Origin of the sequence: Caulobacter sp. SSI4214 (assembly GCF_012184455.1) — a bacterium.
Taxonomy (GTDB): Bacteria; Pseudomonadota; Alphaproteobacteria; order Caulobacterales; family Caulobacteraceae; genus Caulobacter; species Caulobacter vibrioides_E.
In genome coordinates, this window is the sequence record NZ_SZWJ01000016.1 from 47,658 (window position 1) to 74,365 (window position 26,708).

At 65.6% G+C, this 26,708-nt stretch carries 30 protein-coding genes and 1 riboswitch; of the genes, 29 read left to right on the forward strand and 1 reads right to left on the reverse strand.

Annotation, left to right across the window (positions count from 1 at the left end; translation table 11 throughout):
* Positions 1 to 13 precede the first annotated feature (13 nt).
* Positions 14 to 373, reverse strand: coding sequence for a hypothetical protein (locus tag FCU40_RS07070; RefSeq protein WP_168073971.1), 360 nt, complete (start codon positions 371 to 373; stop codon positions 14 to 16).
* Between the two features lie 226 nt (positions 374 to 599).
* Between FCU40_RS07070 and FCU40_RS07075 the strand changes: the two genes are divergently transcribed.
* From FCU40_RS07075 to trbL, 29 genes are all read left to right on the forward strand, one after another.
* Positions 600 to 4,922 (forward strand): strawberry notch family protein, encoded by a 4,323-nt coding sequence (locus FCU40_RS07075; protein WP_168073973.1) that lies wholly within the window; start codon positions 600 to 602, stop codon positions 4,920 to 4,922.
* Positions 4,922 to 5,959 (forward strand): toprim domain-containing protein, encoded by a 1,038-nt coding sequence (locus FCU40_RS07080; RefSeq protein WP_168073975.1) that lies wholly within the window; start codon positions 4,922 to 4,924, stop codon positions 5,957 to 5,959. Before FCU40_RS07075 ends, FCU40_RS07080 begins: the two co-directional genes overlap by 1 nt.
* Before the next feature lie 295 nt (positions 5,960 to 6,254).
* Positions 6,255 to 7,178, forward strand: coding sequence for a DUF2493 domain-containing protein (locus FCU40_RS07085; protein ID WP_168073977.1), 924 nt, complete (start codon positions 6,255 to 6,257; stop codon positions 7,176 to 7,178).
* A 45-nt stretch (positions 7,179 to 7,223) separates the two neighbouring features.
* Positions 7,224 to 7,285, forward strand: a riboswitch (Fluoride riboswitch).
* A gap of 68 nt (positions 7,286 to 7,353) precedes the next feature.
* A complete protein-coding gene (crcB, locus tag FCU40_RS07090) occupies positions 7,354 to 7,734 on the forward strand; it encodes a fluoride efflux transporter CrcB (protein ID WP_168073979.1) in 381 nt (126 codons plus the stop codon).
* 222 nt (positions 7,735 to 7,956) lie between these two features.
* Positions 7,957 to 8,124, forward strand: a complete 168-nt coding sequence (locus FCU40_RS07095; RefSeq protein WP_168073981.1) for a hypothetical protein — start codon at positions 7,957 to 7,959, stop codon at positions 8,122 to 8,124.
* Positions 8,125 to 8,265: 141 nt separating this feature from the next.
* Positions 8,266 to 8,709 (forward strand): hypothetical protein, encoded by a 444-nt coding sequence (locus FCU40_RS07100; RefSeq protein ID WP_168073983.1) that lies wholly within the window; start codon positions 8,266 to 8,268, stop codon positions 8,707 to 8,709.
* A gap of 564 nt (positions 8,710 to 9,273) precedes the next feature.
* On the forward strand, positions 9,274 to 9,600 hold the full coding sequence (locus tag FCU40_RS07105) for a DUF736 domain-containing protein (protein WP_099957448.1): 327 nt from the start codon (positions 9,274 to 9,276) through the stop codon (positions 9,598 to 9,600).
* A 185-nt stretch (positions 9,601 to 9,785) separates the two neighbouring features.
* Positions 9,786 to 10,028 (forward strand): helix-turn-helix transcriptional regulator, encoded by a 243-nt coding sequence (locus FCU40_RS07110; protein ID WP_168073986.1) that lies wholly within the window; start codon positions 9,786 to 9,788, stop codon positions 10,026 to 10,028.
* A gap of 120 nt (positions 10,029 to 10,148) precedes the next feature.
* Positions 10,149 to 10,415 carry a DUF2285 domain-containing protein gene (locus tag FCU40_RS07115; protein ID WP_168073988.1) on the forward strand — a complete coding sequence of 89 codons (267 nt, stop codon included), beginning with the start codon at positions 10,149 to 10,151 and terminating at the stop codon, positions 10,413 to 10,415.
* A 101-nt stretch (positions 10,416 to 10,516) separates the two neighbouring features.
* Positions 10,517 to 10,873 carry a DUF6499 domain-containing protein gene (locus tag FCU40_RS23250; RefSeq protein WP_241693565.1) on the forward strand — a complete coding sequence of 119 codons (357 nt, stop codon included), beginning with the start codon at positions 10,517 to 10,519 and terminating at the stop codon, positions 10,871 to 10,873.
* Positions 10,764 to 11,303 (forward strand): DUF2285 domain-containing protein, encoded by a 540-nt coding sequence (locus FCU40_RS07120; protein ID WP_206677318.1) that lies wholly within the window; start codon positions 10,764 to 10,766, stop codon positions 11,301 to 11,303. The genes FCU40_RS23250 and FCU40_RS07120 overlap by 110 nt, the downstream gene beginning before the upstream one ends.
* Before the next feature lie 180 nt (positions 11,304 to 11,483).
* On the forward strand, positions 11,484 to 11,762 hold the full coding sequence (locus FCU40_RS07125) for a helix-turn-helix domain-containing protein (RefSeq protein WP_168073990.1): 279 nt from the start codon (positions 11,484 to 11,486) through the stop codon (positions 11,760 to 11,762).
* A gap of 9 nt (positions 11,763 to 11,771) precedes the next feature.
* Positions 11,772 to 12,662, forward strand: coding sequence for a replication initiator protein A (locus FCU40_RS07130; protein ID WP_168073992.1), 891 nt, complete (start codon positions 11,772 to 11,774; stop codon positions 12,660 to 12,662).
* A 208-nt stretch (positions 12,663 to 12,870) separates the two neighbouring features.
* A complete protein-coding gene (gene parA / locus FCU40_RS07135; protein ID WP_168073994.1) occupies positions 12,871 to 13,509 on the forward strand; it encodes a ParA family partition ATPase in 639 nt (212 codons plus the stop codon).
* Complete coding sequence (locus tag FCU40_RS07140) at positions 13,506 to 13,760, forward strand: hypothetical protein (RefSeq protein WP_168073996.1); 255 nt, start codon at positions 13,506 to 13,508, stop codon at positions 13,758 to 13,760. The genes parA and FCU40_RS07140 overlap by 4 nt, the downstream gene beginning before the upstream one ends.
* Complete coding sequence (locus FCU40_RS07145; protein WP_168073998.1) at positions 13,757 to 14,278, forward strand: DUF2840 domain-containing protein; 522 nt, start codon at positions 13,757 to 13,759, stop codon at positions 14,276 to 14,278. The genes FCU40_RS07140 and FCU40_RS07145 overlap by 4 nt, the downstream gene beginning before the upstream one ends.
* Positions 14,275 to 14,820, forward strand: a complete 546-nt coding sequence (locus tag FCU40_RS07150) for a S26 family signal peptidase (RefSeq protein WP_168074000.1) — start codon at positions 14,275 to 14,277, stop codon at positions 14,818 to 14,820. The genes FCU40_RS07145 and FCU40_RS07150 overlap by 4 nt, the downstream gene beginning before the upstream one ends.
* Positions 14,821 to 14,866: 46 nt before the next feature.
* Positions 14,867 to 15,214 (forward strand): DUF736 domain-containing protein, encoded by a 348-nt coding sequence (locus FCU40_RS07155; protein WP_099957438.1) that lies wholly within the window; start codon positions 14,867 to 14,869, stop codon positions 15,212 to 15,214.
* Between the two features lie 3 nt (positions 15,215 to 15,217).
* Positions 15,218 to 15,979 carry a lytic transglycosylase domain-containing protein gene (locus tag FCU40_RS07160; RefSeq protein ID WP_168074002.1) on the forward strand — a complete coding sequence of 254 codons (762 nt, stop codon included), beginning with the start codon at positions 15,218 to 15,220 and terminating at the stop codon, positions 15,977 to 15,979.
* A gap of 244 nt (positions 15,980 to 16,223) precedes the next feature.
* On the forward strand, positions 16,224 to 17,963 hold the full coding sequence (locus FCU40_RS07165) for a VirD2 family relaxase/mobilization nuclease (RefSeq protein WP_168074004.1): 1,740 nt from the start codon (positions 16,224 to 16,226) through the stop codon (positions 17,961 to 17,963).
* A gap of 25 nt (positions 17,964 to 17,988) precedes the next feature.
* On the forward strand, positions 17,989 to 19,974 hold the full coding sequence (locus tag FCU40_RS07170; protein ID WP_168074006.1) for a conjugal transfer protein TraG: 1,986 nt from the start codon (positions 17,989 to 17,991) through the stop codon (positions 19,972 to 19,974).
* A 9-nt stretch (positions 19,975 to 19,983) separates the two neighbouring features.
* Entirely contained in the window at positions 19,984 to 20,418 is a 435-nt protein-coding gene (locus tag FCU40_RS07175; RefSeq protein ID WP_168074008.1) for a CopG family transcriptional regulator, read from the forward strand.
* 217 nt (positions 20,419 to 20,635) lie between these two features.
* A complete protein-coding gene (trbB, locus tag FCU40_RS07180; protein WP_342672536.1) occupies positions 20,636 to 21,571 on the forward strand; it encodes a P-type conjugative transfer ATPase TrbB in 936 nt (311 codons plus the stop codon).
* Positions 21,568 to 21,900 (forward strand): TrbC/VirB2 family protein, encoded by a 333-nt coding sequence (locus FCU40_RS07185; RefSeq protein WP_168074010.1) that lies wholly within the window; start codon positions 21,568 to 21,570, stop codon positions 21,898 to 21,900. Before trbB ends, FCU40_RS07185 begins: the two co-directional genes overlap by 4 nt.
* Complete coding sequence (locus tag FCU40_RS07190) at positions 21,900 to 22,181, forward strand: VirB3 family type IV secretion system protein (RefSeq protein WP_168074011.1); 282 nt, start codon at positions 21,900 to 21,902, stop codon at positions 22,179 to 22,181. The genes FCU40_RS07185 and FCU40_RS07190 overlap by 1 nt, the downstream gene beginning before the upstream one ends.
* 12 nt (positions 22,182 to 22,193) lie before the next feature.
* Positions 22,194 to 24,650: a conjugal transfer protein TrbE gene (gene trbE / locus FCU40_RS07195; RefSeq protein ID WP_168074012.1), complete on the forward strand. Its 2,457-nt coding sequence runs from the start codon at positions 22,194 to 22,196 to the stop codon at positions 24,648 to 24,650.
* On the forward strand, positions 24,647 to 25,423 hold the full coding sequence (trbJ, locus tag FCU40_RS07200) for a P-type conjugative transfer protein TrbJ (RefSeq protein WP_168074013.1): 777 nt from the start codon (positions 24,647 to 24,649) through the stop codon (positions 25,421 to 25,423). Before trbE ends, trbJ begins: the two co-directional genes overlap by 4 nt.
* Before the next feature lie 10 nt (positions 25,424 to 25,433).
* On the forward strand, positions 25,434 to 25,823 hold the full coding sequence (gene trbK-alt / locus FCU40_RS07205) for a putative entry exclusion protein TrbK-alt (protein WP_168074014.1): 390 nt from the start codon (positions 25,434 to 25,436) through the stop codon (positions 25,821 to 25,823).
* A gap of 4 nt (positions 25,824 to 25,827) precedes the next feature.
* Positions 25,828 to 26,708: P-type conjugative transfer protein TrbL (gene trbL, locus FCU40_RS07210; protein ID WP_168074015.1), on the forward strand; the 881-nt coding region annotated here is incomplete at its 3' end.

Consider the following 26,708-nt stretch of genomic DNA (forward strand, 5'->3'; position numbering starts at 1 on the left):
GCGATCGCCGCCCCTACCAGACCGCGACCTCCCACTGGCCGTTGACCCGGGCGAAGCCGATCGGACGGTTCTGCGCAGCCGCACCGGTCTTCGCCGGGTCCATGACAAGCTGCGTCATACAGGTCACGCCGGGTCCGACACCGCCAGGCGAGCAATCGCCGAGCTTCAGCGTCGCCCGCTCCAGCGATGTGCCGGTGAACAAGCGATGGCGCCTTACCGCGGCCGTCGCTTCTTCCTCGCTCGGCTGCGCCACGCCGGCAGCGATGGCCGGCGATGCCGAGACTGGCGAAATCACCGGCCGGAGAACGAAGCCTGCGCCGAATCCGACTGCCAGGCATCCGGCCGCAATGATGCCAATCGCGCTTCCCTTCATGCCGCCTACCTTCCTCGCCAGGCGCGGCGAGCCTGTCGAAGGGCGCGCCGCGGCCAATTTTCCCAACTGAGACTAGCGTCCCATCACGTCCGCCGGAAGCCGGATCGATGACGACGCGCGTCGACCGCGCCAGAGTGAGGGGTCGGCCGGGACGGGTTGAGCCCGTCCGGTCGAGAGAGAGCGCCGGGCCGGCTCGCCCGTCTTTCGCTCTTTCGAGGTATCTTCCATGCTTCACGCTCCGGTCCAGGAACCCGCTTCGGCCGCCTCGCTCCCGCTCGCGTCCCACGCGCCGCCGGCCACCGCCATTCTCGCCGCCGCCGAATATCTCCTTCGGCATCTCGAACAGGGCCGGCCCATCGACGCCGCCATCCTGCGCTCCGTCATGGAACAGGCCTTTGGTGCGTCCGACACCAGCGGCGCCTGGGATTGGAAGACGGCCTACGAGGCTTGCGAGGCGGCGACCGTTCTGTTCCTGCGAAAATACGGAAAGCCGCTTTTCCGCAAGGCTGCGTCTCCGACTGCACGGCTCGCCGCGCTGGCCAAGATCGGCGGCCTGCTGCCGACCCACACGCGCCGGTCCGAGGAAACCCAGGCCTTTCAGCAATTCTCGACGCCGACGCCCCTCGGTCTGGCGGCGTTGACCGCCGCATCGCTCACACCTGCCGACCGGGTGCTGGAGCCCTCGGCCGGCACGGGCTTGCTCGCGGTCCTCGCTGAGATTGCCGGTGCTAATCTCATCCTCAACGAGCTCGCCGAGACCCGCGCCGATTTGCTCGCATCTCTCTTTCCAGCAACGACCGTCACGCGTTTCGACGCAGCCCAGATCGACGATCATCTCGATCGCATCGCCATCCCCAGTGTTGTCATCATGAACCCGCCGTTTTCGGTCATGGCGAACGTCTCGGGGCGCGTAGCCGATGCCGCCTACCGCCATATGACGTCGGCGCTGGCGCGGCTCGCGCCGGGCGGCCGGCTGGTCGCGATCACCGGCGCCAATTTCTCGCCCGAGCTTCCAGCCTGGCGGGACAGCTTCGTCCGCCTTCAGGAACGCGGTCGCGTCGTGTTCACCGCAGCGATCGCGGGCTCGGTCTACGCCAAGCACGGCACGACCATCGAGACGCGCCTGACCGTCATCGATAAGGCACCCGCCGAAATTGCGGCCCGCTTTCCCGAAACCGCCGGTATCGCGCCTGACGTGGCGACCCTGCTCGCCTGGATCGAGCGGCATGTCCCGCCACGGCTCGCAGTCACACTGCCGAAAGAAGCGCCCGAGTCCGCACCGCGCACCGTGCGCGGCTATCTCGCCCGGGCCGCGTCGGGCGCGCCCGCCCGACGCACTACGCAGATCGAGGGTGCGCCGCTCGACTATGAGACCGTGGAGTGGACGCCACCCGAGGGTGGCCGCCTGTCGGACTCGATCTACGAGTCCTATGCGCTGCAGTCGATCCGCATCCCGGACGCTCAGCCCCATCCCACCAATTTGGTGCAATCGGCCGCAATGGCGTCTGTCGCGCCACCGAAGCCAAGCTATTGCCCGACGCTTCCGACCGCGATCGTCACCGACGGCGTGTTGTCCGATGCCCAGCTCGAGACGGTCATCTATGCCGGCGAAGCCCATGGCGAATTCCTCGCCGGTGCCTGGACCGTGGATGAGACCGGCGATCTTGTTAGCGCCGCGCCGGATGACGCGCCGAACGCCATCCGCTTCCGCCGGGGCTTCATGCTCGGCGACGGGACCGGCGCCGGCAAGGGTCGCCAGTCGGCCGGCATCATCCTCGACAACTGGCTTCAGGGCCGCCGCAAGGCGGTCTGGATTTCGAAGTCCGACAAGTTGCTCGAAGATGCTCAGCGCGACTGGTCAGCCCTCGGCATGGAGCGCCTGCTGGTCACGCCGCTCTCGCGTTTCCCGCAGGGCACCTCCATCCGGCTTGGCGAAGGCGTCCTATTTACCACCTATGCCACGCTACGGTCCGACGACCGCGGCGAAAGGCTTTCGCGCGTCAAGCAGATCGTCGAATGGTTGGGCTCCGACTTCGACGGAGTGATCATTTTCGACGAGAGCCACGCGATGCAGAACGCCGGCGGCGGCAAGGGTGAACGGGGCGACGTCGCCCCATCGCAGCAAGGACGTGCGGGGCTGCGGCTCCAGCACGCGCTTCCGAACGCCCGGATCGTCTACGTCTCGGCGACGGGTGCGACCACCGTCCACAATCTCGCCTATGCCCAGCGGCTCGGCCTGTGGGGCGGCGAGGATTTCCCCTTCGCCAATCGCGCCGAATTCATCGAGGCAGTGGACAATGGCGGCGTCGCGGCGATGGAAGTGCTCGCGCGCGATCTGCGGGCGCTGGGCCTCTACACGGCCCGCTCGCTCTCCTATGACGGCGTCGAATACGAGCTGGTCGAACATCAGCTCACGCCCGAGCAGACGCGCATCTACGACGCCTATGCCGAGGCGTTCGCCATCATCCACAACCATCTGGACGCGGCGATGCAAGCCGCCAATATCACCGGCGACGGCGGCACGCTGAATCGGCAGGCGAAGTCGGCCGCGCGCTCGGCCTTCGAGAGCGCCAAGCAGCGCTTCTTCGGCCATCTTCTGACCAGCATGAAGACGCCGACGCTGGTGCGCTCGATCGAGCAGGATTTGGCCGACGGCCACTCCGCCGTCATCCAGATCGTCTCGACAGGCGAAGCGCTGATGGAGCGGCGCCTCGCCGAGATCCCGACCGACGGATGGAACGACGTCCGGGTCGACATCACACCGCGCGAATACGTCCTCGACTATCTCGCCCACTCCTTCCCGGTGCAGCTCTACGAGCCCTTCTCCGACAGCGAGGGAAATCTGTCGTCGCGTCCGGTCTATCGGGATGGCCAGCCCGTCGAGAGCCGCGAGGCCGTCGCCCGCCGCGACGAGCTGATCGAGCGGCTCGCATCGCTGCCCCCGGTCCCGGGGGCGCTCGACCAGATCGTCCAGCGCTTCGGGACGGACGTCGTCGCCGAAGTGACGGGACGCTCGCGGCGCGTGGTGCGCAAGGGCGAGCGCCTCGCGGTCGAGAACCGGGCAGCGTCGGCCAATCTGGCCGAGACGAGCGCCTTCATGGACGACCAGAAGCGCATCCTCGTCTTCTCGGATGCCGGCGGCACGGGTCGCAGCTATCATGCCGATCTTGCCGCCCGAAACCAGCGCCTGCGCATCCATTATCTCTTGGAACCGGGCTGGAAGGCCGATGCCGCAATCCAGGGTCTCGGTCGCACCAACCGGACCAACCAGGCGCAACCGCCGCTCTTCCGGCCGATCGCCACCGACGTGAAGGCGGAAAAGCGCTTTCTCTCCACGATCGCGCGCCGGCTCGACACGCTCGGCGCCATCACACGCGGGCAGCGCCAGACCGGCGGCCAGGGCCTGTTCCGGCCAGAGGACAATCTCGAAAGCCCCTATGCCCGCGATGCGCTGCGCCAGCTCTACCTGCTGCTCGTGCGCGGCAAGGTCGACGGCTGCTCCCTCGACCGCTTCGAGTCCGCCACCGGTCTCAAGCTCATGGACGATAACGGCATCAAGGACGAACTGCCGCCGATCACGACCTTCCTCAACCGCCTGCTCGCGCTGACCATCGAGCTTCAGGGCATTCTCTTCACGGCCTTCGAGCAGCTCCTCACCGCCAAGGTCGAAGGCGCGATCCGCAGCGGCGTCTATGACGTGGGGCTGGAGACGCTGCAGGCCGAGAGCTTCGTCGTTACCGACAGCCAGGTCATCCATACCCATCCTGGCACCAGCGCTGAAACCCGGCTGCTCACCATCATCCGGCGCGAACGCAATCGGCCCACCCCTCTGGCGGACGCACTCGATCATCTCTCCGATCCCCGCGCACGGCTGCTGGTCAATGGTCGGTCCGGCCGCGCCGCCGTGCAGGTTCCCGCCCCGTCGATCATGCTCGACGATGGCGAGATCGAGCGCCGCGTCTGCCTCATCCGCCCGATGGAGCACCACTATTCCCCGCTGCGCATGATGGACGAGAGCCACTGGGAGGAGGCCGATCGCGCCGCCTTCGCCGCAGCGTGGTGGGCGGAGCTGAACGACGTGCCGGAGTTCTCAGACAGCACCATCCATATCGTCGCCGGCCTGCTGTTGCCGATCTGGAAGCGGCTGCCGAACGAGTCGACCCGCGTCTACCGGCTTCAGACCGATGCCGGCGAGCGCATCATCGGCCGCCGCGTCTCACCCGCCTGGGCGGCGAACGCCGTCACCACGGGCGCCGCGTCGCTGACGCCGGAGCAGGCTTTCACCGCTCTGATGGACGGCAAGACGATCCTCGATCTCACTGGGGGCCTTCAGCTCCACCGCGCGCGCGTCATGAGCGCACAGCGACTGGAGCTGACCGGCTTCACCGAGGCGATGCGGGACCGCCTGCGGGCCTATGGCCTGTTCAGCGAGATCATCTCATGGAAGCTGCGCTTCTTCGTACCGGTCGACGTCGCCGGCCCTGCGGTGCTGGCCAAGCTGCTCGACACCTATCCGGTCGCCCGCATCTCCGAGCGGGAGGCTGCGTGATGGCACGTCAGGATGCTTCCGATCTTTCGCATCGTCTCGGCCGGCAAGCCGAGGCGGTGTGCCGCCGCTATCTCGGCAGTGGCCGGCGCGAGGGCGGCTATTGGCTGGTGGGCGATGTGCGCAACACGCCCGGCCGATCAATGTACGTCCGGCTCAAGGACTCGCCCAAGGGTCCAGCAGGAAAGTGGACCGACGCCGCCACGGGCGAACACGGCGATCTCCTCGACGTAATCCGCGAAAGCTGTGGCCTGGTCGACTTTAAGGACGTCGCCGACGAGGCAAGAACCTTCCTCGCAATGCCGCCACCGGAACCGGAGGCCCGTCAGCATCAACGGCAAAGCCCGGCGCCGCACGGCTCGCCCGAAGCAGCGCGCCGGCTGGTTCGCATGTCGCGGCCGATCTACGGCACGCTCGTACAGGCGTATTTGCGGGAACGCGGCATTACGGATTTGCGCGGAACCGGAAGCCTGCACTTCCATCCTCGCTGCTACTATCGACCCGACGAGCATAGCCCGACCGAGACCTGGCCCGCGATGATCGCAGCCGTGACCGACCTGCGCGACCGGATCACCGGGGCGCATCGCACGTGGCTCGATCCGCACCGCCGTGACAAGGCGCCTCTCGATACGCCGAGGCGGGCGATGGGCGATCTTCTCGGCAACGCTGTGCGCTTCGGCATCGGTGGCGAGGTGATGGCGGCTGGCGAAGGCATCGAGACCGTCCTGTCGCTCCGGCAAGTCATACCCGACATGCCGATGTTGGCAGCGCTCTCGGCGGCACACCTCGCCGCCATCCTGTTCCCCGACACGCTGCGGCGGCTCTACATCGTCCGCGACAACGATCCGGCCGGTGACGGCGCGCGCGACACCCTGATCGAACGAGCGAACGCAGCCGGAATCGAAGCGATCGTCATCTCGCCGGAGCTGGGAGACTTCAACGAGGATCTGCGTACGCTCGGCCTGAACGCACTGCGCATGGAAGCCCGTTTGCAGGTCGCGCCGCAGGACGTCGTCCGCTTCATGGCATTGGCGGCATAGCCGGCAGGAGAACGGGCCTGCGGTTAGCCGTCGTGCTCAGCGGATGCGGCAATCATCGGAGGGGACCGCGCCTCGGCCTTTGAGAGGGCGATCGGCCCACAAGCCGACCAACCGGGCAATGGCGGCGGCCGACTATTTTCCGGCGCGGCCTGAAGGCCGCTTTCCATCGCGAGGCAAAATAGGCGGCCTTAGCCATCAAGCCCTGCGCTTGCGCTCCGGGTGCCCGGCCGTCCGGCCCGTGGGCTTCGTCGCCATGAAGGCCGCGACGGTCGCGGTCCAACCGACGGAGCATCCCATGCGTGATCACGACGATTACGAACCGCACCACGAATCCTCACCCACCGACCATGTCCTCAACGAACTCCAGCTCCACGGCTACCGGACCTTCGCCGACGAGCCCGATCAACGGCTTCTGCCCGACGGCAACCAAGTCGCGGGCGCCGTCGCCGACATCTTCGACGCCCTGATTAGCACCTTGGAGGACACACGCCTCGAACCCGACCTCGACGATCTCCTCTGGTCGACCACCAACGTATTTCACCGCGCCACCGACCGGATCGGTCGGGAACTGGACGACAACGAGCAGGCCCAGAAGCGTGCGCAGCGGGAACAGGACGGCAGCGAAGTGAAGTCGGTCGAACTTGAGCGCCTGATCGCCGAGGGCATGACGCTGATCGAGCGCCAGAACGCATTCGAGCTGATGCGCGACCAGGCTGCCGAACATTACGAACGCCACGTCGGCAAGTCATGGCTTCCGCGCAGCGGATCGAAGGTCAACCATCGCAATCTGACCTCGGCGATGATCGACAGCCGCGACTTCCTGATGGCGAAGAAGCGCGCCGACCAGCAAGTGCTCCTGCCTCCCGGTCCGAAGATCGCCGTCACCGGCGGGCTGGACTTCAACGATCACCAGCTCATCTGGGCCAAGCTCGATCAGGTTCACGCGAAGCATCCCGACATGGTGCTGATCCACGGCAAATCCCCCAAAGGGGCCGAGAAGATCGCCTCCCTCTGGGCAAAGACCCGCAACGTTCCACAGATCGGCTTTGCACCCGACTGGACGAAACATGGCCGGGCCGCACCGTTCAAACGCAACGACGAGATGCTGCAGATCGTGCCGAAAGGCGTGATCCACTTCCCGGGCACCGGCATCAACGACAACCTCGCCGACAAGGCCAAGAAGCTCGGCATCCCGGTCTGGAGGTTCGGCGGCGCGTAAGCGCCGCCCTACCTCTAGCAAGAGCCGATCTCTTTCGATATCATGCACGGTGACGGGGATGGAGTTCCCCGATAACCGCCGTTCCGGCTGATGACTCCTACCAACACAGGCAACCCGCCTGTCGATGGTAGGTGTTCGCCTTCGACTTGCTGGTTGCCGCATGCACAGGGCAACCATGAACTATCTGATTGTTTTCATCGGCGCGGGGCTCGGCGGCATGGCCCGGCACGCGATCAACGTCACGGCCCTTCGCACGCTTGGCTCAAGCAGTTTTCCGTTCGGAACGCTGACCATCAACGTCCTCGGCTCGTTCCTGATGGGGGTCGTCGTCGAGTATTTCGCGCTCCGCAGCGGGCTATCCCAGCATGCGCGCCTGTTTCTCACGACAGGCATCATCGGCGGGTTCACCACCTTCTCGGCGTTCTCGCTCGAGGCAGCACTTCTGATCGAACGCGGACAGCACCTTGCGGCGTTCGCCTATGTCTCAGGATCGGTAGTGCTTTCCATTGGCGCTCTGTTTCTCGCGATAGCAATTCTTCGGAACGCATTCGCGTGAACATCGACCACGACCTCGCTCTGATCGGAGCGAACCACCCCGCTTCTATGCGCTAATCCTTGGCCGGACTGGTCGCTTGGCGCCATCAACCCGTAAAGGGTCGGCTATGCGCGCATGCCGCCGCTCCGGCTGCGCCTGCGCGGTGATTGCAGCGACCAGTCCGACACTTCGGGCGCCTGTCAGCGGGGGAGGGTCCTCCGCTCGAAGACAGGAGCCGATCCGATGTCCCCCAACGAAGCCCAAGCCTTCGCCTTCAGCCTCGCCACCACCCTCATGGCAGCCATCGTCATCTTCCAGGCCGGTGACGGCACTCTTTCGGTTACGCCCGCCAGCGAATACGACGGCAGCGCTTCGGAGATTGTCCATGAAATTGATCCGTTTGCCCCCTGACCCCGCAAAACCGGCTGCGCCAGGCGGAAGTCGCTCGCGATTTCCGCTCCCGGCGTCCTTTATCTTTCGCTATAGTGCGATCGCGCCGTGGTGGTGGTGGCAGGCGCAACCGTCGAACCTATTCGAACGGAGGCCACCGTCATGATCATCCTCGGAATACTCGGATCGCTCGCAGCCATCGGCGTGCTCTGCTGGCTGCTATTCACACTGGCTATTTTCGCCCTGCCGACGTTCGTAGGTGCAACCGTGGGCATGTGGGCGCACGGCAGCGGCGCAGGCGTTCTCGGCGGGATCGCCGTCGGCCTCGTCGCCGCGGCCGCGACCTTCGCCGCTGGTCAGCTCCTGATCACCTTCGTCAAACCAATGTGGCTGAAGCTTACCGTAGCGATCGTCTTCGTCGCCCCTGCCGCTGTTGCCGGCTTCCACGCCACCCACGGCATCGTGAAACACCTCATGCCATCTGAGGCATGGCAGATCACGTTCTCGGTCATCGGCGCTGTCGCTGTCGGCATCACCGCGCTTGTACGAGTTGCGGGAATGGCGGCGGCCCCGGGGCCTTCCGGCCGAGGCCTTGCACGGGCCTGATCTCCCATATTCCCGTCAAGGGGCCAGAGCTATGGGGGTGGGCCTTTTCGTCATCTCCTGTTGCGACGATAGGTCGATGAAGCGCGGATCGGCGCTGTCCTGAAGAAACGGCCCTCATTGAAGCGCTGACTGCGTGCGACCCGTGTCTTAGCGGCCGAGAGAATACCCGGTGAGGCACTCCCCTGCGAACGGCGGCTGAAGGTCAGGATAGCAGTGCTGGCCCCTGTCGTGAGATGGACGAAGCCGGTGACATGCCGACGCGCCGGTTTGTCGATGCAGGACGGCCGCCATCTCTTCCGTTATCTGACCGTGCCTCGACCGCTCCAAACGGCCTCTTCAATGGCCTGATCTGGCCGAAGGCCGGCTAAAGCCTCGATCGCCTATGACGCAACAGCCGCGTCAAACTTTCTTCCCCTGCCGGCTGCGCCGCCATTCCTCGCGAGACAAGAAAGCCCTCCTTAGCTGTCAGGCCCCTGCGGGGTGCGCCGTCGATCGCCTCCGGCCAACCGATCGCCATCGAGGCCGCAATGGTGCGGGCTCGGAAACGGAAAACGGAGACTTACAATGGCGACCATCGGCACCTTCAAGAAGACCGGCTCGAACGAGTTCACCGGCGAAATCGTCACCCTCAGCGTCCAGGCCAAGAACGTGCGCATCGTTCCCGACCAGCGCGCTACCGGCGAGAACGCCCCCAGCCACCGCGTCTTGGTCGGCCGCGCCGAAATCGGCGCCGCCTGGTCCAAGCGCTCCAACGAGGGCCGCGACTATCTGGGCCTCAAGCTCGACGATCCGAGCTTCAACGCCCCGATCTACGCCAACCTCTTCGACGACGAGGACAGCGACACCTTCTCGCTGATCTGGTCCCGCCCCAACGGGCGCCGGGGCGACTGACGCCCGGCGCAAGGCCCCGGCCGAAAGGCCGGGGCCTTCGGCGTCCAAAGCGACCGAATCAGTCACCGTGAAAGCGCCTCGCGGGCAGGCGCGAGAGCACGATTCGGATGGAAATATCATCAAGGGGCGACTATTATAGTCGTAGTTCTGGCGTGCGCGTAGGTCCAGATGGGAGGTGATCATGCATGATCACCGCCCGACAATCGCGGGCCGCACGCGCTTTGCTGGGTTGGACACAGGAGACGCTCGCGGACAAGGCCCGTGTATCCCTCACCGCACTCAAGCGATTGGAATCCGAGAGCAATCTCGGGATCTACGAAAGCACGCGCGACGAGGTGAGACGAGCCTTGGAACGAGATGGGATCGTCTTCTTGAGCTCCGACCAAGGCGTAGGGGTCATGCTTGTCGATCATAAGGTTCGTCGCTGATTATCGGCATATCGCCGCCGTGACGCGATTGTCCGGCGACACTGCTTGCATTCGTAACGGCGTCAGATCATCGTTAACAAATCCCTCCACAGTGGATATTTCGGACATCAGGGGGATGCGGTGACGACGCACGACTTCAAGGATGAAGCACCAACGGGATCGGCTCTCACGCCGTACGACCGGGCGCATATGGCCTTGTACCTGCGCCTGATCGATTCATGGCGCGACGGAGCCGACTGGAGAGAAGCCACACGCACGTTGTTCGGCCTCGATCCTGACGCTGATCCGGAGCGTTGCCGTCGCGTTCATGCGACACACCTCGCACGGGCGCGCTGGATGTCCGAGCAGGGCTACCGCGAAGTCGCAAGAGAGAGCCATGCCCGTTAGCGCCCGCGATGCCTCGGGAGCAACACCTGTTGCTTCAACCTGGACTTCCGCGCAACGCAACTCACGGTAATCATTGTCAGTCCGAACGCGATCGGAAGACGATGAGGAGCAAAGCTGTGACGCCGGATCCCTCTCAGTGGCGAGCCTCGGCAAATTATGATCACGTCGATAGACTGAGCGCGTCTGACCTTGCTTGGGAGTGGCTTCGGCGCAATGACGCCTACGACCGTGACTTCACGGCGCTCCTGCATCGCGACATCTCTCCCGAACAAGATCTAGAAGACTTCCGGCTCCGTTGGGGGTTGCGATTTCCCTGTCGATCCGCTGGATCCGCCGCCGGCCGCTCCCGTGCTTTGGTCACCTACGGACGATACCAGCACTGTTATTCTCGACACGGCGCCAGAGCTTCTCCCGACGACGACAACAGCGGCGATCTTACCGCCGCCGCTTGCATCTGATTCAATCGGCGCAGATTTCAGACTGTATGACGCTGGCGTCCCATCGCTGCAGCTTATCCAGATCGGCGAGTCGGCGACGATCACCCCGTTGGTCGCGGTCATCCCGCTCGATATCAGCGGCTTCGACCGTCTGGAGTCGGTTGAACGCCTGCTCGCGACGCTTCATCACCGCGCCGTGCCACCAGACACGCGGTTGACAGCCCAGCAACGTGCCAGAGCTCGCAGAATGCTCCAAGCATTCGACGGTTTCCGCTACGGCGCCACGCAGCAGTCGATTGCGCAGGTGATCTTCGATATCGGCGATGTCAGTCGCGACGAATGGCAAGCCTCGTCGCGCCGACATGCAATCATGTCTCTGCTACGCGAAGCTAGACGCATGATCGAGGGTGGTTACCGTAAACTCCTTCGGCATCGCCGCCGTCGCGGCTAACCGGCTCAGCCCGCCATGCGATGCGCCGCAGACCGCCGGCCTCGGACGACGATCCGATCACGGTGTGGGAATTAGGCTCCCCCCAAATCTCCACGACAACTGACCGGCCTTCTTTCGCCACCGTACCCGCAGGCCGCCGCTCATCCGTAGCGACCGCCGCGAGAGCACGGAGGTTCGATCATGGGCGAGGAAGCCGCCAATCTACCGCCACGATACCTGCGCACCGAGGAAGCAGCGCGCTTCTTGGGCCTATCGGAGCGCACCCTTGAAAAGCATCGTACGTATGGCACTGGTCCAACCTATCGCAAGCTGGGCGGTCGCGTCGTTTATTCCATAAACGACCTTCAAGCCTGGGCAGATCGTGGTCTCGTCACCTCGACCTCCGATCCGAGCGGAAACGTTCCACCCGCCAAGCCCCAGAAGGCCGCGTCGCTCGTCGTAGGCCGCACACTGCGCTGAGACGGTCGCATGTCGCCCAGTCATCAGCATCACAGCGGCGAGCGCGCGCAACTCGATCTGTTCCGGGCGCTGCCCGGCGATCTCGCGCCCCGCGACGCGCAGGATCTCATGGCCTATCCGTTCTTTTCGCTCGCCAAGTCGAAGCGCTTGGCGCCGATCGACTTCAAGGCCGGCGCGGTGAAGATTCGCGTCGAAGCCGTCGCCGAGCATGGCATGGCGACCATATGGGACGCCGACGTCCTGATCTGGGCCGCGTCACAGATCGTCGAGGCGCGCGACCTTGGGCTCCGCCCGTCGCGCCTGATGGCGACCACCCCTTACGAGATTCTCAACTTCATCGGCCGCGGCGTGTCGCTGCGCGACTACGACCGCCTCAAGGCAGCGCTCGACCGGCTCCAGTCGACCACCGTCGCGACCTCGATTCGCCAGCCGACCGAGCGGCGAATGCATCGCTTTTCTTGGATCAACGAATGGAAAGAGCGCGCCGATCATCGCGGCCGCCCGCTCGGTCTCGAACTGATCGTGCCCGATTGGTTCTATGGCGCGGTGCTCGACGACGCACTCGTGCTGACGATCGACCGCAATTACTTCGGCCTGACCGGCGGCCTCGAACGCTGGCTGTACCGCCTGGTGCGCAAACATGGTGGAAAGCAGGAGTTCGGCTGGAGCTTCGACTTCCCCCATCTGCACGCCAAGTCGGGCAGCCTCTCGCCGCTCAAGCATTTTGCCTACGACCTGCGGGACATCGTCAAGCGCCAGCCGCTGCCCGGTTACCGGCTGACGATCGAGCAGTGCCTCGGCGGTCCGGAAATCCTCTCCTTCGTGCCGACCGATCCGGAGTCCCTCGGCATCCCGCGCCGCCGTCGCCGCGCCAAATCTTACCCTGGGGATAAGCTGTGAATCGCCTCGTGCTATCAGGGACCGGCACTATCGTGCCATCGGGGACCGGACTCTCGTGCTATCGGGGACCGAAATCGTCGATTCCTCGCGCTGAATCAGCAGCTTGCGAGCCCCGTAACTTATCTAACCTAGATTCCTACGGAATCTTTCTAACGCGACCGCGTTTTTCGGCCGCTGTGGACGAGTCCCCGATCGCCGGGAGACCGTCATGATCGTGGCACTGCTCAACCAGAAGGGCGGCGTCGGCAAGACGACGCTCGCCCTGCATCTGGCCGGTGAGTGGGCTCGCCGTGGGCAGCGTGTCACACTGGTCGACGCCGATCCACAAGGCTCAGCGCTCGACTGGTCGCAGCAGCGCGCCCGGGAAGGGCTGGAGCGGCTGTTCGGTGTCGTGGGTCTGGCCCGCGATACGCTCCACCGAGAAGCCCCGGAGCTGGCGCGCGATGTCGACCACGTCGTCATCGACGGACCGCCGCGCGTCGCCGGCCTGATGCGCTCGGCGCTGCTTGCTGCCGATCTCGTGCTGATCCCGGTGCAGCCGTCGCCGCTCGATGGCTGGGCGTCGGCCGAAATGCTGGCGCTGCTCGGCGAGGCGCGCATCTATCGCCCGCAGCTCGCCGCGCGCTTCGTGCTGAACCGCTGCGCCGCTCGCACGATCCTGGCCCGCGAGACCGCCGAGACGCTGGCGGATCAAGACCCGCCTTTGCTCTCGACCACGATCGGCCAGCGCATCGTGTTTGCCGACGTCGTGCAAACCGGTCGGCTCGCCGCCGAGCAGGACGAGGATTGCCCTGGCGCGCGCGAGATCACCGCGCTCGCGGCGGAAGTCGCGAGGGTCGGTGCATGAGCGAGCGGTCCTCCAAGCGCAGCTTTGCGGCACGTCCTGCCGATCCCGAAGATTGGATCAAGGCGCCCGACCGTCATTCCCCCCGGGCTCACCCCATCGAGGATTTCTCGGCGCGGCTGACGATCGACGTCACCGCCGACATGCGGGGCCGCATCAAAATCGCCGCCTTCCAGCGCGGCCAGACCGTCGCCGACATGCTGCGCGCGCTGTTTGAGCGTGAATTCCCACCCCCGTCAGGAGAAGGACAATGACCGGCCTCGTCGCCGCGCCAACACGCGTCGGCCGTGCTGCCGCCGAGCCGCCGCCCGAAGCGTTCACCCAAGTCGAACTCGTCTGGATCGAGAAGCAGACCGAACACTGGATCCGCTTCGGTCGCGAGCGGCGCGAGCAGATCCTCGACCGCCGCCGCCGCATCCTCTTCTTCCCTCCCGGCAACGTCCTCGCGCTGGTGCGCTGGGCGGCGAACGAACACGGCACCATCGTCTCGCGGCTCGACATCCTGCGCACGGTCGAGTGCGACGCGCCGTGTCAGACGGTCCCGACGGTGACGCCTGGCGCAGAGGTCCTGCTGCACGTCGACGGCTGGCCGAAGGTTGAGCGCATGCTCCAGCTCATCGACGCCATCGAAGCGCGCGGCATCGACCCGATCGAGGTCTCGCCGGACCACTGGCGCCACGTCCACAACCGAATGATCGTCGGCGAAACACCGCGCGCCTATGGTCCGCGCCAGCATCGCGCCTTCCTCCTGCGTCGGAGGATCGGCGGATGACCCGGCTCTCCTACGCCGTCATCACGACGGCGGCCGTCTCGCTTATCGGCGTAGCTTCGATCGCTTCGTTCGCGCCGCGCCTGATCTGGAACGCGTCCGCCAGCACGCCGGTCGGCTTCTACACGATCGGGGCTGTGGGCGCGGTCGACGTGACCGATCTGATGGCCGTAGACGCGCCCGAGCCGCTCGCAACCTTCCTGTCCGATGGCGGCTACCTGCCGCGAGGCGTGCCGCTTTTAAAGCGCGTCGCCGCGGTCCCGGGTCAGCGCGTTTGCCGGACCGGGCTCGCCATCACCGTCGACGGCGTGCCGATGGGCGACGCGCTCGATCGCGATCGTCGCGGTCGCCCGCTCCCGGTGTGGCAGGGCTGCCGCTCGGTCGCGGCCGGCGAACTGTTCCTGATGAACTGGCAAGTCCGCGACAGCCTCGACGGTCGCTATTTCGGCCCGCTTCCGGCCTCCGCCGTGATCGGCCGGGCCACGCCTCTCTACACCGACGAGGACGGCGATGGCCGCTTCGTCTGGCGCGCGCCGACGCGGTGACGGCGCGCCCATGACCCTGTCCACCGCAATCTGAAGGAGACGACCAATGCCCGTAATCGGTCAATTCATACGCGAAAATGACGGCTTCATCGGCCACCTGACGACGCTGTCTCTGCACCAAGACATCATCATCGTCGCGGCCGAACCGTCCGATGCGGAGAACGCGCCAGACTTCCGCGTCCATGTGCTCGACACCAACAGCAACGAGACCGGCGCGGAGATCGGCGCCGGCTGGAAGCGCACCGGCGAGAAAGCTGGCGAGTACGTATCGCTGCAACTCGACGATCCGACCTTTGAACATCCGATCCGCGCCAACCTGTTTCAGTCGGCCGACGACAAATCTGCCTGGGGCCTGCACTGGAACCGCCCGCCAAAGCGCGGCGAGCGGGACTGAGCGATGTCCGTTCCACGCATTCAACCTGTCGTCGGGGGGAGGATCGCCCTCCGACGTACAACCTTCCTCCTCCTTTCCGGCCTGTTACTAGGGATGCCGGTAACCGGACCCGCCAGCGCGCAACAACCGCCGGCAGAGCGGTCGTCGCAAAGCGATCCGTACGCCATCTACATCACCGAGGCCGCGCAGCGTTTCGGCGTCCCCGAAACGTGGATTCGTGCAGTGATGCGCGTCGAAAGCGCGGGCGATGTGCGCGCGATATCGTCGGCCGGCGCGATGGGTTTGATGCAGGTAATGCCCGCCACTTGGGCCGAACTCCGCGTCCGGCATCGGCTCGGCGGCAATCCCTACGACCCGCGCGACAACATCCTGGCCGGAGCGGCGTATTTGCGCGAGATGCACGATCGCTACGGCTCGCCCGGCTTCCTGGCGGCCTATAACGCCGGTCCCGGTCGTTACGAGGAGTATCTCACCGGCCGACCATTACCTGCCGAAACGCGCGCCTATGTCGCCGCGCTTGCCCCCGTTGTCGGTGGCGGCGAACTCGCCGGGCCCGTCAGGGTGGCCGCGGCCGATCCGCTCGCATGGACGCGGGCGCCGCTCTTCGTCGTGCAGTCGGCCAGCAGCGCGAGTGCAACGCCAGTGCGTCGCGGAAGCGCGCCCGGCGACGCCGTAACGACCGATCCGGCGCGCGATCAGGGCGCGATCGCATCCCAACCCGATGGGCTTTTCGTGGCGCGCAATGCCTATGGAGGCCCGCGATGACCGCGTTCGTGCCGGATCGCACCATAGCGTGGTCTCGCGGACGGAAGGCGGTCCGGGAAGGAGGAGCAGTCAGCACAACCGCACGATGGCGAGATAAAAGCGCGCGAGGTGCGGCTTGGTGCGGTCGTGTGTTTTCAGAGACTTATTCCGCGTCCGCGCGAGGTGCGCCTGATCGGCACAGCCTGCGCTTTCGCGATTTCCGCAAGAATTTCGGCGGCTTCGCGCGATGTGCGGGGCCTCGGCCATGAGCGGCGAGGACAATTTCCGCATCCGGCCTGGTCGCATCCGCTCCACCCGGGCTCAGCAGGCGCGGCCCTTCATCGCGCAGGCCTTGGCGGCCGCGCAGCGGGCCGGCGGCAGCGTCTCCCGCTCCGGCAAGATCAGCTCGGGCAACCGCTCGCGGTTTGGGCGCGGTCAGCGCGCGACCATCCAGGCCAACCGGCTGCTCACCAGCCGATCGCGCAACACGGTGATCAAGACGCGAGTCGTCCGTCATGGCGCTCGGGCCGCGCCGCTCAGCGCGCACCTCAGCTATCTCAAGCGCGAGGGCGTGACCCGGGATGGAGAGAAGGCGCGCCTGTTCGGTCCCGAGACCGAGGACGCCGACCCGAAGGCCTTCGCCGAGCGGACCCATGACGATCGTCATCATTTCCGCTTCATCGTCTCGCCCGAGGACGCCACGGAGATGTCCGACCTCAAGGCCTACGCCCGCGGCCTGATGGGGCAGATGGAAAAGGATCTCGGCACGAAACTCGACTGGGTGGGCGTCGATCATTGGAACACCGACAATCCCCACGTCCACATCATCCTGCGGGGTCGGACCGACGACGGCCAGGACCTCGTCATCTCCCGCGACTACATCAAGGAAGGCATGCGCGCCCGCGCGCAGGATCTCGTCACCCAGGAGCTGGGGCCGCGCACCGACCACGAGATCCGCCGCAACCTTGAGCGGCAGGTCGGCGCAGAGCGCTGGACCAACCTAGACCGCCAGCTTTCGCGTGATGCCTATCGCACCGGCGTCGTGGACCTCGCCCCGCATCCCGACCGCCAGCCGGACGAATTCCATGCGATGAAGGTTGGCCGCTTGCGGAAGCTGGAGACGCTCGGCCTTGCAGATCAGATCGGCCCCGGCCAATGGGTCGTCTCGGATAATGCCGAGGCGACGCTGCGCGAGCTGGGCGAGCGCGGCGACATTATCAAGCGCATTCATCGCGGCCTGAGCGAGCGCGGTATCGAACGCGGGGCGGCCAGCTATGTGCTCGCCGGCGAGAGCATCGACGATCCCGTCATCGGTCGGCTGGTGGATCGCGGCCTCGACGACGAGCTGAAGGGGACAGCCTACGCCGTGGTCGACGGCACCGACGGGCGCACCCATCACATCAAGCTTCCCGATCTCGACGCAGCCGGCGACAGCGCCCCAGGTTCGATCGTAGAGCTGCGCAAGTTCGACGACGCGCAGGGCCGTCGCCGCGTCGCGCTCGCCGTCCGCTCCGATCTCGACATCGAGCGGCAGGTTCATGCGACCGGCGCCACCTGGCTAGACCGGCAGGCGATTGCCCGAGATCCGGTCGCGCTTGGCGGCGGCGGCTTCGGCGCCGAGGTGCGTCAGGCGATGGACCGGCGGGCTGACCATCTCATCAGCAAAGGGCTCGCCGAGCGGCAGAGCCGGGGCGTCAGTTTCTCGTCGGGACTGATCGAAGCGCTGCGCCAACGTGAGGTCGAAGCGCTGGGGCAAAAACTCGCGGCCGAGACCGGCCGGCCATTCTCGAAGGCTGGAGCGGGCGAGTATGTCGCGGGCACCTATCGCCAGCGCTTCGCGCTCGCCTCGGGCCGCTTCGCCATGATCGACGACGGCCTCGGCTTCCAGCTCGTCCCCTGGTCGCCATCCCTCGAACGCCACATCGGCCAGCACGTATCCGGCATGTCGCGCGGGGCTGGCGGCGTGGACTGGAGCTTCGGTCGCAATCGCGGCCTCGGCATGTAGCCCAACCAAGAACGGAGTGCCCGCCATGTCGGCGACGAAAATCCTCTGGGGCCAGATCCTCACCGTGTTCCTGATCGTGCTGATGACCACCTGGGCCGCGACACAGTGGACCGCCTATCGTCTGGGCTTTCAGCCTCAACTCGGGGCCCCCTGGTTCGAATTGGCGGGATGGCCGATCTACTATCCGCCCTCCTTCTTCTGGTGGTGGTATTTCTACGACGCCTATGCCCCGCCCATCTTCGTCGAGGGCGCCTACATCGCCGCATCAGGCGGCTTCATCTCCATCGCCGTCGCGATCGGCATGTCGGTGTGGCGCGCGCGCGAAGCGAAGAACGTCGAGACCTATGGCTCTGCCCGTTGGGCCCGCCCTGACGAGGTGAAAGCCGCAGGGTTGATCGGGCCGGATGGCGTCGTCCTCGGCAAGCATGATCGCGACTACCTCCGCCATGACGGTCCGGAGCATGTGCTGTGCTTCGCGCCGACCCGCTCCGGTAAGGGCGTCGGACTCGTCGTGCCGTCGCTGCTGACCTGGCCAGGCTCGGCGATCGTTCACGACATCAAGGGCGAGAACTGGACGCTGACCGCCGGCTATCGCGCCCGCCACGGCCGCGTGCTGCTGTTCGATCCGACCAACGTGAAGTCGGCCGCATATAACCCTCTGCTCGAGGTGCGGCGCGGCGAATGGGAAGTCCGCGACGTGCAGAATATCGCTGACATCCTGGTCGATCCGGAAGGATCGCTTGAGAAGCGCAACCACTGGGAAAAAACCAGCCATGCCTTGCTGGTCGGGGCGATCCTGCACGTTCTCTATGCAGAGGCTGACAAGACCCTCGCCGGCGTCGCCGCATTCTTGTCCGATCCGAAGCGGCCGATCGAGTCGACGCTCGCGGCGATGATGAAAACCGCCCATCTCGGCGAGGCCGGCCCGCATCCCGTCATCGCCAGCGCGGCCCGCGAGCTGCTCAACAAGTCCGAAAACGAGCGGTCCGGCGTGCTGTCGACCGCGATGTCCTTCCTGGGCCTGTATCGCGATCCCGTCGTCGCTGAGGTCACCCGCCGCTGCGATTGGCGCATCGCCGACATGGTCGGCGGTAAGCATCCGACCACGCTCTACCTCGTGGTGCCGCCTTCCGACATCAACCGGACCAAGCCACTCATCCGTCTTATCCTGAATCAAGTCGGGCGCCGGTTGACCGAGGACCTGCACGCCAAGGGCCAGCGCCATCGTCTACTGCTGATGCTCGACGAGTTTCCCGCGCTCGGGCGCCTGGACTTCTTCGAGAGCGCGCTTGCCTTCATGGCAGGCTATGGCCTGAAGGCCTTCCTCATTGCGCAATCGCTGAACCAGATAGAGAAGGCCTACGGCCCGAATAACTCGATCCTCGACAACTGCCATGTTCGGGTCAGCTTCGCGACCAATGACGAGCGCACCGCCAAACGCGTTTCCGATGCGCTCGGCACCGCCACCGAGATGAAGGCGATGAAGAACTATGCCGGCCACCGTCTCTCGCCCTGGCTCGGCCATATGATGGTGTCGCGCTCGGAGACCGCACGGCAACTGCTCACGCCGGGCGAGATCATGCAGCTACCGCCGTCGGACGAGATCGTCATGGTCGCCGGCATTCCACCGATCCGCGCCAAGAAGGCGCGCTACTATGAGGATCGCAGATTTCAGGAACGCATCCTGACGCCACCCGCACTCACCAAGCCGACAACCGCGAGGGCCGACGACTGGAGCACGCTGGCTTTGCCCGAACGTCCGGTGTTGAACACGGTCGTCGCCGCGGAGGATGCAGGCGATGATGATCCCACGGATTCGGAGCGTCGGCACCAGCCTGAGTTGAGCCGCACCAAGACGGTCGAGCGTAAGCCGATTATCGAGAACGAGTTCGAGATCGACCCTCGCGATGAAGTCGAGGAGGACGCCGCTCGCCTCAGCCGCATGACCCAGACCATGCGCCAGGTCGCTCGACAGGCGTCGCTGGATCCGGGCGACGGTATCGAGCTGTAGGAGGCGCCGATGAGCAAGCCTCGAAAAAAGCAGCGCCTTTCCGTCTATCTCGACCCGGACGTCATGCAGGCGCTCGCTGTCCATGCCGCGCGGCGCGACGTGTCCCTGTCGCTGGTCGCCGAGGCAGGCATCGCGTCCTTCTTGTCGCCGGACGCTGCAGAGCGCCAGGAGGCCGCCACGACAAAGCGGCTCGATCAACTCGACCGACGCATGGCGCGCATGGAGCGCGATCTCGGCATATCGGTCGAGACGCTCGCCGTATTCATCCGCTTCTGGCTGACGTCCAATCCGCCCTTGCCCGAGCCGGCCCAGCTCGCGGCGCGCGCCAAGGCGGGGGAGCGCTATGATGCCTTCGTGACCGCGCTCGGCCGTCGACTCGCAACAGGACCGAAGCTCAGACAGGAGATTTCGGAAGACATCCCGCCCGCGCGCGACGCGGAATAATCATTGACCCGCGCGCCGCAAGTATTCGAGCGTTCCGCCGTTCTCCTGTCTTTGTACGCCACAGTACGACGACCACATGACGGTTGTTGTCAGGCCATGATTTCTGCCTCTTCTACTCATCCCCGATCCAGGGCCGCACATCGCGGACCCGCAAGAGAACGGGGACGACGTGGCGGCAACTCACCAGAAATCGGAAGCGATTCTTCGCGGTGCGCGAATGCTGCGCACAGCCCTCGGGTCTGCGATCGCCACGTTTCTGGAAGATCCCGCGATCGTCGAGGTGATGCTCAACCCCGATGGGCGGCTCTGGGTCGACCGGCTGTCGGAAGGTCTTTCCGATACGGGTGAACGACTCTCGCCCGCCGATGGCGAGCGCATCATTCGCCTGGTCGCGCATCACGTCGGCGCCGAGGTGCATCCCGGCGCTCCGCGCGTTTCGGCCGAGCTGCCCGAAACAGGAGAGCGGTTCGAAGGGCTGTTGCCCCCGGTCGTTTCCGCGCCGGCCTTCGCGATCCGCAAGCCCGCCGTCGCGGTGTTCACCCTGGACGACTATGTGGCGGCCGGGATCATGTCGGCTGGTCAGGCCGAAGCCCTTCGTCAGGCCGTTGCCGACAGGCGCAACATTCTCGTCGCCGGCGGCACCTCGACCGGCAAAACCACGCTCACCAACGCTCTGCTCGCCGAGGTCTCGAAGACCTCGGATCGCGTGGTCCTGATCGAAGATACGCGCGAGCTGCAATGCGCTGCGCCCAATCTGGTGGCGATGCGGACGAAGGACGGCGTCGCCTCGCTCTCCGATCTAGTCCGCTCGTCGCTCCGCCTGCGGCCGGATCGCATTCCGATCGGCGAGGTCCGCGGCGCCGAAGCACTCGACCTGTTGAAGGCATGGGGCACCGGGCACCCAGGCGGCGTCGGAACAATCCATGCCGGCACCGCGATCGGAGCGCTGCGGCGTCTCGAACAACTGATCCAGGAAGCCGTCGTCACCGTCCCGCGCGCGCTGATCGCCGAGACGATCGATCTGATCGCCGTACTCTCCGGCCGCGGCGCCTCGCGTCGCCTGGCCGAACTCGCCCGCGTCGAAGGTCTCGGCCCTGAGGGCGACTACCGCATCACCCCCGCAAGCCAGCCCTCCGCAGGAGACCCGTCATGATCAAACACGCTTTGCGTATCCGCCGGCACATCGCCTCAGCGGTGTGCATGATCTTTCTTTCGCTCGCTTTGGCACCCGCCGCCCACGCTTCGGGCTCGTCCATGCCCTGGGAGGCGCCGCTTCAAAAAATCCTCGAATCGATCGAGGGGCCGGTCGCGAAAATCATCGCCGTTATGATCATCATCATCACTGGTCTGACGCTCGCGTTCGGCGACACGTCGGGCGGCGCCCGCAAGCTGATCCAGATCGTGTTCGGCCTGTCGATCGCGTTCGCGGCGTCGAGCTTCTTCCTGTCGTTCTTCTCGTTTGGCGGCGGGGCGCTCGTCTGATGGCTGACGGCGCGGATCACGGCGGCGAGCTGCCGGGCTTCTCCGTTCCCGTACACCGGGCGCTGACCGAGCACATCCTGCTCGGCGGCGCGCCGCGTTCGCTCGCCATCCTCAACGGCACGCTGGCGGCCGCGCTCGGCCTCGGCCTTCGCCTATGGCTAGTCGGCCTCGGGCTTTGGGCTTTGGGGCATTTCGCGGCGGTCTGGGCGGCCAAACGCGATCCGCAGTTCGTCGACGTCGTGCGCAAGCATCTGCGCGTCCCCGGTCACCTGTCGGTCTGAGGGAACGACGCGATGATGAACCTTGCCGAATATCGCAATCGCAATACGCGGCTTGCCGATTTCCTGCCTTGGGTCGCCCTGGTCGGCGAAGGCGTCGTCCTCAACAAGGATGGTAGCCTGCAGCGTACCGCGCGCTTCCGCGGTCCTGACCTCGACAGCGCCGTGCCGGCCGAGCTGGTCGCAGTCGCGGGCCGGCTCAACAACGCTTTCCGACGTCTCGGCTCCGGCTGGGCCATCTTCGTCGAAGCGCAACGCCACGACGCCGCGACCTATCCCTCGAGCATGTTCGCCGACAGCGCCTCTGCGCTGGTCGACGCCGAACGCAAAGCCGACTTCGAGGAAGCAGGCGCGCACTTCGAGTCCAGCTATTTCCTCACCTTCCTCTATCTGCCGCCGGCCGAAGACGCGGCGCGTGCCGAAGCATGGCTATACGAGGGTCGTGACCACGGCGGCGTCAACGCGCGCGAAGTGCTGCGCGGTTTCGTGGATCGTACCGATCGTATCTTGAACCTGATCGATGCCTTCATGCCCGAATGCGCGTGGCTCGATGACGCCGAAACACTCACCTACCTGCATTCGACCATCTCGACGAAGCGTCATCGTGTCCGCGTCCCCGAGACGCCGATGTATCTCGACGCTCTTCTGGCCGATCAACCGCTGACCGGCGGACTCGAACCGCGCCTCGGGGAAACGCACCTGCGCATCCTCACCATCGTCGGTTTCCCGACCGCGACGACGCCCGGAATCCTCGACGAGTTGAACCGGTTGGCCTTTCCCTATCGCTGGTCGACGCGGGCCATCCTTCTCGACAAAACTGACGCGACCAAGCTGCTGACCAAGATCCGTCGGCAATGGTTCGCCAAGCGCAAGTCCATCGCCGCCATTCTCAAAGAGGTGATGACCAACGAGGCCTCGGCGCTCGTCGACACCGACGCGGCCAACAAGGCGGCCGACGCCGACATGGCGCTGCAAGAACTCGGCGCCGACTATGCCGGCCAAGCCTATGTCACGGCCACCATCACCGTTTGGGACGACGACCCGCGCATCGCCGCCGAGAAACTGCGTCTAGTCGAAAAGGTCGTTCAGGGACGTGATTTCACCGCGATGGCGGAGACCATCAACGCCGTAGACGCCTGGCTCGGCTCCTTGCCCGGCCATGTCTACGCCAATGTCCGCCAGCCCCCCATCAGCACACTGAATCTCGCCCACATGATCCCGCTGTCCGCGGTGTGGGCGGGACCGGAACGGGACGAGCACTTCGATGCACCCCCACTGCTTTACGGCAGAACCGAAGGCTCAACCCCGTTCCGGCTTTCCATCCATGTCGGCGATGTCGGCCATACGCTGATCGTCGGCCCAACCGGCGCCGGCAAATCCGTATTGCTCGCGCTCATGGCGCTGCAATTCAGGCGCTATCCGCAGTCCCAGGTTTTCGCCTTTGACTTCGGTGGTTCGATCCGGGCCGCGGCGCTCGCCATGCGCGGCGACTGGCATGATCTCGGCGGCGGCCTCACCGAAGGGGCCGAAGACAGCGTGTCACTCCAGCCGCTTGCACGGATCGACGACATTGCAGAGCGCGCCTGGGCCTCGGACTGGCTGATCGCAATCCTGGCGCGCGAGAGCGTGTCCGTCACGCCCGAGGTCAAAGAACACCTGTGGTCGGCGCTGTCCTCGTTGGCGTCGGCGCCGGTCTCCGAGCGTACGTTGACCGGCCTGTCCGTCCTGCTCCAGTCCAACGACCTGAAGCAGGCGTTACGACCCTACTGCGTCGGCGGACCCTATGGCCGCCTCCTCGACGCAGAGGCCGAGCACCTCGGCGAGGCCAACGTCCAAGCGTTCGAGACTGAAGGACTGATCGGAACCGGCGCCGCCGCCGCCGTGCTCGCCTATCTCTTTCATCGCATCGAGGACCGCCTCGACGGACGGCCGACGCTCTTGATCGTCGATGAAGGCTGGCTCGCGCTCGACGATGAGGGATTCGCCGGCCAACTCCGGGAATGGCTGAAGACGCTGCGCAAGAAGAACGCCAGCGTCATCTTCGCCACACAGTCGCTGTCCGATATCGACGGCTCGGCGATCGCGCCGGCGATCATCGAGAGCTGTCAGACCCGCATCCTTCTGCCGAACGAGCGCGCGATCGAGCCGCAGATCACCGCGATCTATCGCCGCTTCGGTCTCAATGACCGGCAGATCGAGATCCTCGCCCGCGCCATGCCGAAGCGCGACTATTACTGCCAGTCGCGGCGCGGAAACCGCCTGTTCGAGCTCGGACTATCCGATGTCGCGCTGGCGCTGTGCGCAGTCTCATCAAAGCAGCACCAGGCGCTGATCGCCGAGGTTCACGCCCGCAGCGGCACCGACGGCTTCCTCTCCGAATGGTTGATCTCGAGCCGGCTCGCCTGGGCTGCCGATCTCATTGCCAACCTCACCAACGTCATCCCCCAAGCCAATCAGGAAGAATTCTTATGACACGCTCATTCCGTTCGCGCTCACGCGCACTGCGTTTCGCCACGATCATCGCTGCGACACCAGTCGCTATCTCGCTCATTATCAGCACGCCAGCGGCGGCCCAATTCGGCGGCATCGTCTACGATCCGACGAACTACGCGCAGAATGTGCTGACGGCTGCGCGGACGCTCCAGCAGGTCAACCAGCAGATCACGCAGCTTCAGAACGAAGCGACAATGCTGATCAATCAGGCCCGCAACCTTGCGAGCCTGCCATACTCGTCGCTTCAGCAGCTTCAGCAATCGGTACAGCGCACGCAGCAGCTCCTGCAACAGGCGCAGGGCATCGCCCTCAACGTCCAGCAAATCGATCGCGCGTTCCAGACCACCTACGGCAATGCATCGATGTCGGCTTCCGATCAGGCGCTTGTCGCGCAGGCGCGTGAACGCTGGCACAACACCGTCGGCGGCTTGCAGGACGCCATGCGCGTCCAGGCCGGCGTTGTCGGCAACATCGACACCAACCGTAGCGAGATGTCCGCGCTTGTCGGGCAGAGCCAGGGTGCGACCGGTGCGCTGCAGGCGACCCAGGCCGGCAACCAGCTTCTCGCCCTGCAGGCGCAGCAGCTTGCCGACCTCACCGCGGTCGTGGCCGCCAACGGCCGTGCGCAGAGTCTGTCCGAGGCCGAGCGTGCGGCCGCGGCCGAGCAGGGTCGCGAGCAACGCCGTCGCTTCCTGACGCCCGGCAGCGGATACCAGCCGGGTAACGCCCGCATGTTCCCGAACGGCAACTGAGACCGCGGCCATGGACGGCAAGATGCTCGCTAGGATCGGCGCGGCGGTGTTCGTCGCCGTCGCGATCACCGCGACCGCGATCGAGATGACGCGGAAAGAGGAGGCGCCAGCGTCTTGGTCGTGGGGCCGCGCCGTTCAAGCGCCGGTCGATCCGCTGCGCGACGCCCTAATCCGCTGCCAGGCGCTCGGCGAAGACGGACCGCGCGATCCGGCGTGCCGCCGCGCATGGGCCGAGAACCGAAACCGCTTCCTCGCGCCCGGTGCCCGCCCGGCCGAGCGTCTGCCGGACATGCCGTCCGCGCCGCGAGAGAGCCTCACCCCTCAGCCTGATGAGCGCAACCCTCCGATGCCGCCGCCCGCCGCGCCAACCGTCACCCCACCGCTCGACGAGGCTCGGTAACGTCATGGGCAACACCGGCGTTATCGACCATTTCCTCGAGGTCTTCACCCGCTACATCGACAGTGGTTTCGGACTGCTCAGCGGCGAGGTCGCTTTCATTGCGACCACGTTGATCGTGATCGACGTGACGCTGGCCGCGCTGTTCTGGAGCTGGGGCGCCGACGACGACATCTTGGCCAGGCTGGTCAAAAAGACGCTGTTCGTCGGTGTCTTCGCCTACATCATCGGCAACTGGAACAACCTTGCCCGCATCATCTTCGAAAGCTTCGCGGGCCTCGGGCTCAAAGCCAGTGGAACAGGCTTCACCACGGCCGATCTCTTGCGTCCGGGCAAGGTCGCCCAGACGGGTCTGGACGCCGGCCGGCCGCTGCTCGATTCCATTTCCAGCTTGATGGGCTACTGGTCGTTCTTCGAGAACTTCATCCAGATCGCCTGCATGTTCCTGGCCTGGGCGCTGGTGCTTCTCGCCTTCTTCATCCTCGCCATCCAGCTCTTCGTCACGCTCATCGAGTTCAAGCTGACAACGCTCGCCGGCTTCGTACTGATCCCGTTCGGCCTGTTCGGCAAATCGGCCTTCATGGCCGAGCGAGTGCTTGGCAACGTGATCTCGTCCGGCATCAAGGTCTTGGTGCTGGCCGTCATCATCGGCATCGGCTCGACGCTTTTTTCCGAATTCACGTCCGGTTTCGGCGGCCAGAACCCCTCGATTGATGAAGCGATGGCGATCGTGCTGGCCGCTCTGTCGCTACTCGGTCTTGGCATCTTCGGTCCCGGCATCGCCAGTGGGATCGTCTCAGGCGGTCCTCAACTCAGCGCCGGCGCCGCCGTCGGGACGGGCCTTGCCGCCGGTGGCATGGTCGCTCTCGGCGCCGGCGCTGAGTTGAG

Bases quoted from the DNA above. Each gene is read 5' to 3' on its own strand.
- FCU40_RS07105 (WP_099957448.1), top strand. From the start codon at position 9,274: ATGGCGACCATCGGCACCTTCAAGAAGACCGGCTCGAACGAGTTCACC.
- FCU40_RS07085 (WP_168073977.1), top strand. From the start codon at position 6,255: ATGCGTGATCACGACGATTACGAACCGCACCACGAATCCTCACCCACC.
- FCU40_RS07170 (WP_168074006.1), top strand. From the start codon at position 17,989: ATGTCGGCGACGAAAATCCTCTGGGGCCAGATCCTCACCGTGTTCCTG.
- FCU40_RS07080 (WP_168073975.1), top strand. From the start codon at position 4,922: ATGGCACGTCAGGATGCTTCCGATCTTTCGCATCGTCTCGGCCGGCAA.
- FCU40_RS07165 (WP_168074004.1), top strand. From the start codon at position 16,224: ATGAGCGGCGAGGACAATTTCCGCATCCGGCCTGGTCGCATCCGCTCC.
- FCU40_RS07140 (WP_168073996.1), top strand. From the start codon at position 13,506: ATGAGCGAGCGGTCCTCCAAGCGCAGCTTTGCGGCACGTCCTGCCGAT.
- trbJ (WP_168074013.1), top strand. From the start codon at position 24,647: ATGACACGCTCATTCCGTTCGCGCTCACGCGCACTGCGTTTCGCCACG.
- trbB (WP_342672536.1), top strand. From the start codon at position 20,636: ATGCTGCGCACAGCCCTCGGGTCTGCGATCGCCACGTTTCTGGAAGAT.
- FCU40_RS07175 (WP_168074008.1), top strand. From the start codon at position 19,984: ATGAGCAAGCCTCGAAAAAAGCAGCGCCTTTCCGTCTATCTCGACCCG.
- FCU40_RS07095 (WP_168073981.1), top strand. From the start codon at position 7,957: ATGTCCCCCAACGAAGCCCAAGCCTTCGCCTTCAGCCTCGCCACCACC.
- FCU40_RS07155 (WP_099957438.1), top strand. From the start codon at position 14,867: ATGCCCGTAATCGGTCAATTCATACGCGAAAATGACGGCTTCATCGGC.
- FCU40_RS07130 (WP_168073992.1), top strand. From the start codon at position 11,772: ATGTCGCCCAGTCATCAGCATCACAGCGGCGAGCGCGCGCAACTCGAT.
- FCU40_RS07190 (WP_168074011.1), top strand. From the start codon at position 21,900: ATGGCTGACGGCGCGGATCACGGCGGCGAGCTGCCGGGCTTCTCCGTT.
- parA (WP_168073994.1), top strand. From the start codon at position 12,871: ATGATCGTGGCACTGCTCAACCAGAAGGGCGGCGTCGGCAAGACGACG.
- FCU40_RS07100 (WP_168073983.1), top strand. From the start codon at position 8,266: ATGATCATCCTCGGAATACTCGGATCGCTCGCAGCCATCGGCGTGCTC.
- FCU40_RS07110 (WP_168073986.1), top strand. From the start codon at position 9,786: ATGATCACCGCCCGACAATCGCGGGCCGCACGCGCTTTGCTGGGTTGG.
- FCU40_RS07185 (WP_168074010.1), top strand. From the start codon at position 21,568: ATGATCAAACACGCTTTGCGTATCCGCCGGCACATCGCCTCAGCGGTG.
- FCU40_RS07150 (WP_168074000.1), top strand. From the start codon at position 14,275: ATGACCCGGCTCTCCTACGCCGTCATCACGACGGCGGCCGTCTCGCTT.
- FCU40_RS07075 (WP_168073973.1), top strand. From the start codon at position 600: ATGCTTCACGCTCCGGTCCAGGAACCCGCTTCGGCCGCCTCGCTCCCG.
- FCU40_RS23250 (WP_241693565.1), top strand. From the start codon at position 10,517: ATGAGGAGCAAAGCTGTGACGCCGGATCCCTCTCAGTGGCGAGCCTCG.
- FCU40_RS07145 (WP_168073998.1), top strand. From the start codon at position 13,757: ATGACCGGCCTCGTCGCCGCGCCAACACGCGTCGGCCGTGCTGCCGCC.
- FCU40_RS07125 (WP_168073990.1), top strand. From the start codon at position 11,484: ATGGGCGAGGAAGCCGCCAATCTACCGCCACGATACCTGCGCACCGAG.
- FCU40_RS07160 (WP_168074002.1), top strand. From the start codon at position 15,218: ATGTCCGTTCCACGCATTCAACCTGTCGTCGGGGGGAGGATCGCCCTC.
- FCU40_RS07070 (WP_168073971.1), bottom strand. From the start codon at position 373: ATGAAGGGAAGCGCGATTGGCATCATTGCGGCCGGATGCCTGGCAGTC.
- trbK-alt (WP_168074014.1), top strand. From the start codon at position 25,434: ATGGACGGCAAGATGCTCGCTAGGATCGGCGCGGCGGTGTTCGTCGCC.
- trbE (WP_168074012.1), top strand. From the start codon at position 22,194: ATGATGAACCTTGCCGAATATCGCAATCGCAATACGCGGCTTGCCGAT.
- crcB (WP_168073979.1), top strand. From the start codon at position 7,354: ATGAACTATCTGATTGTTTTCATCGGCGCGGGGCTCGGCGGCATGGCC.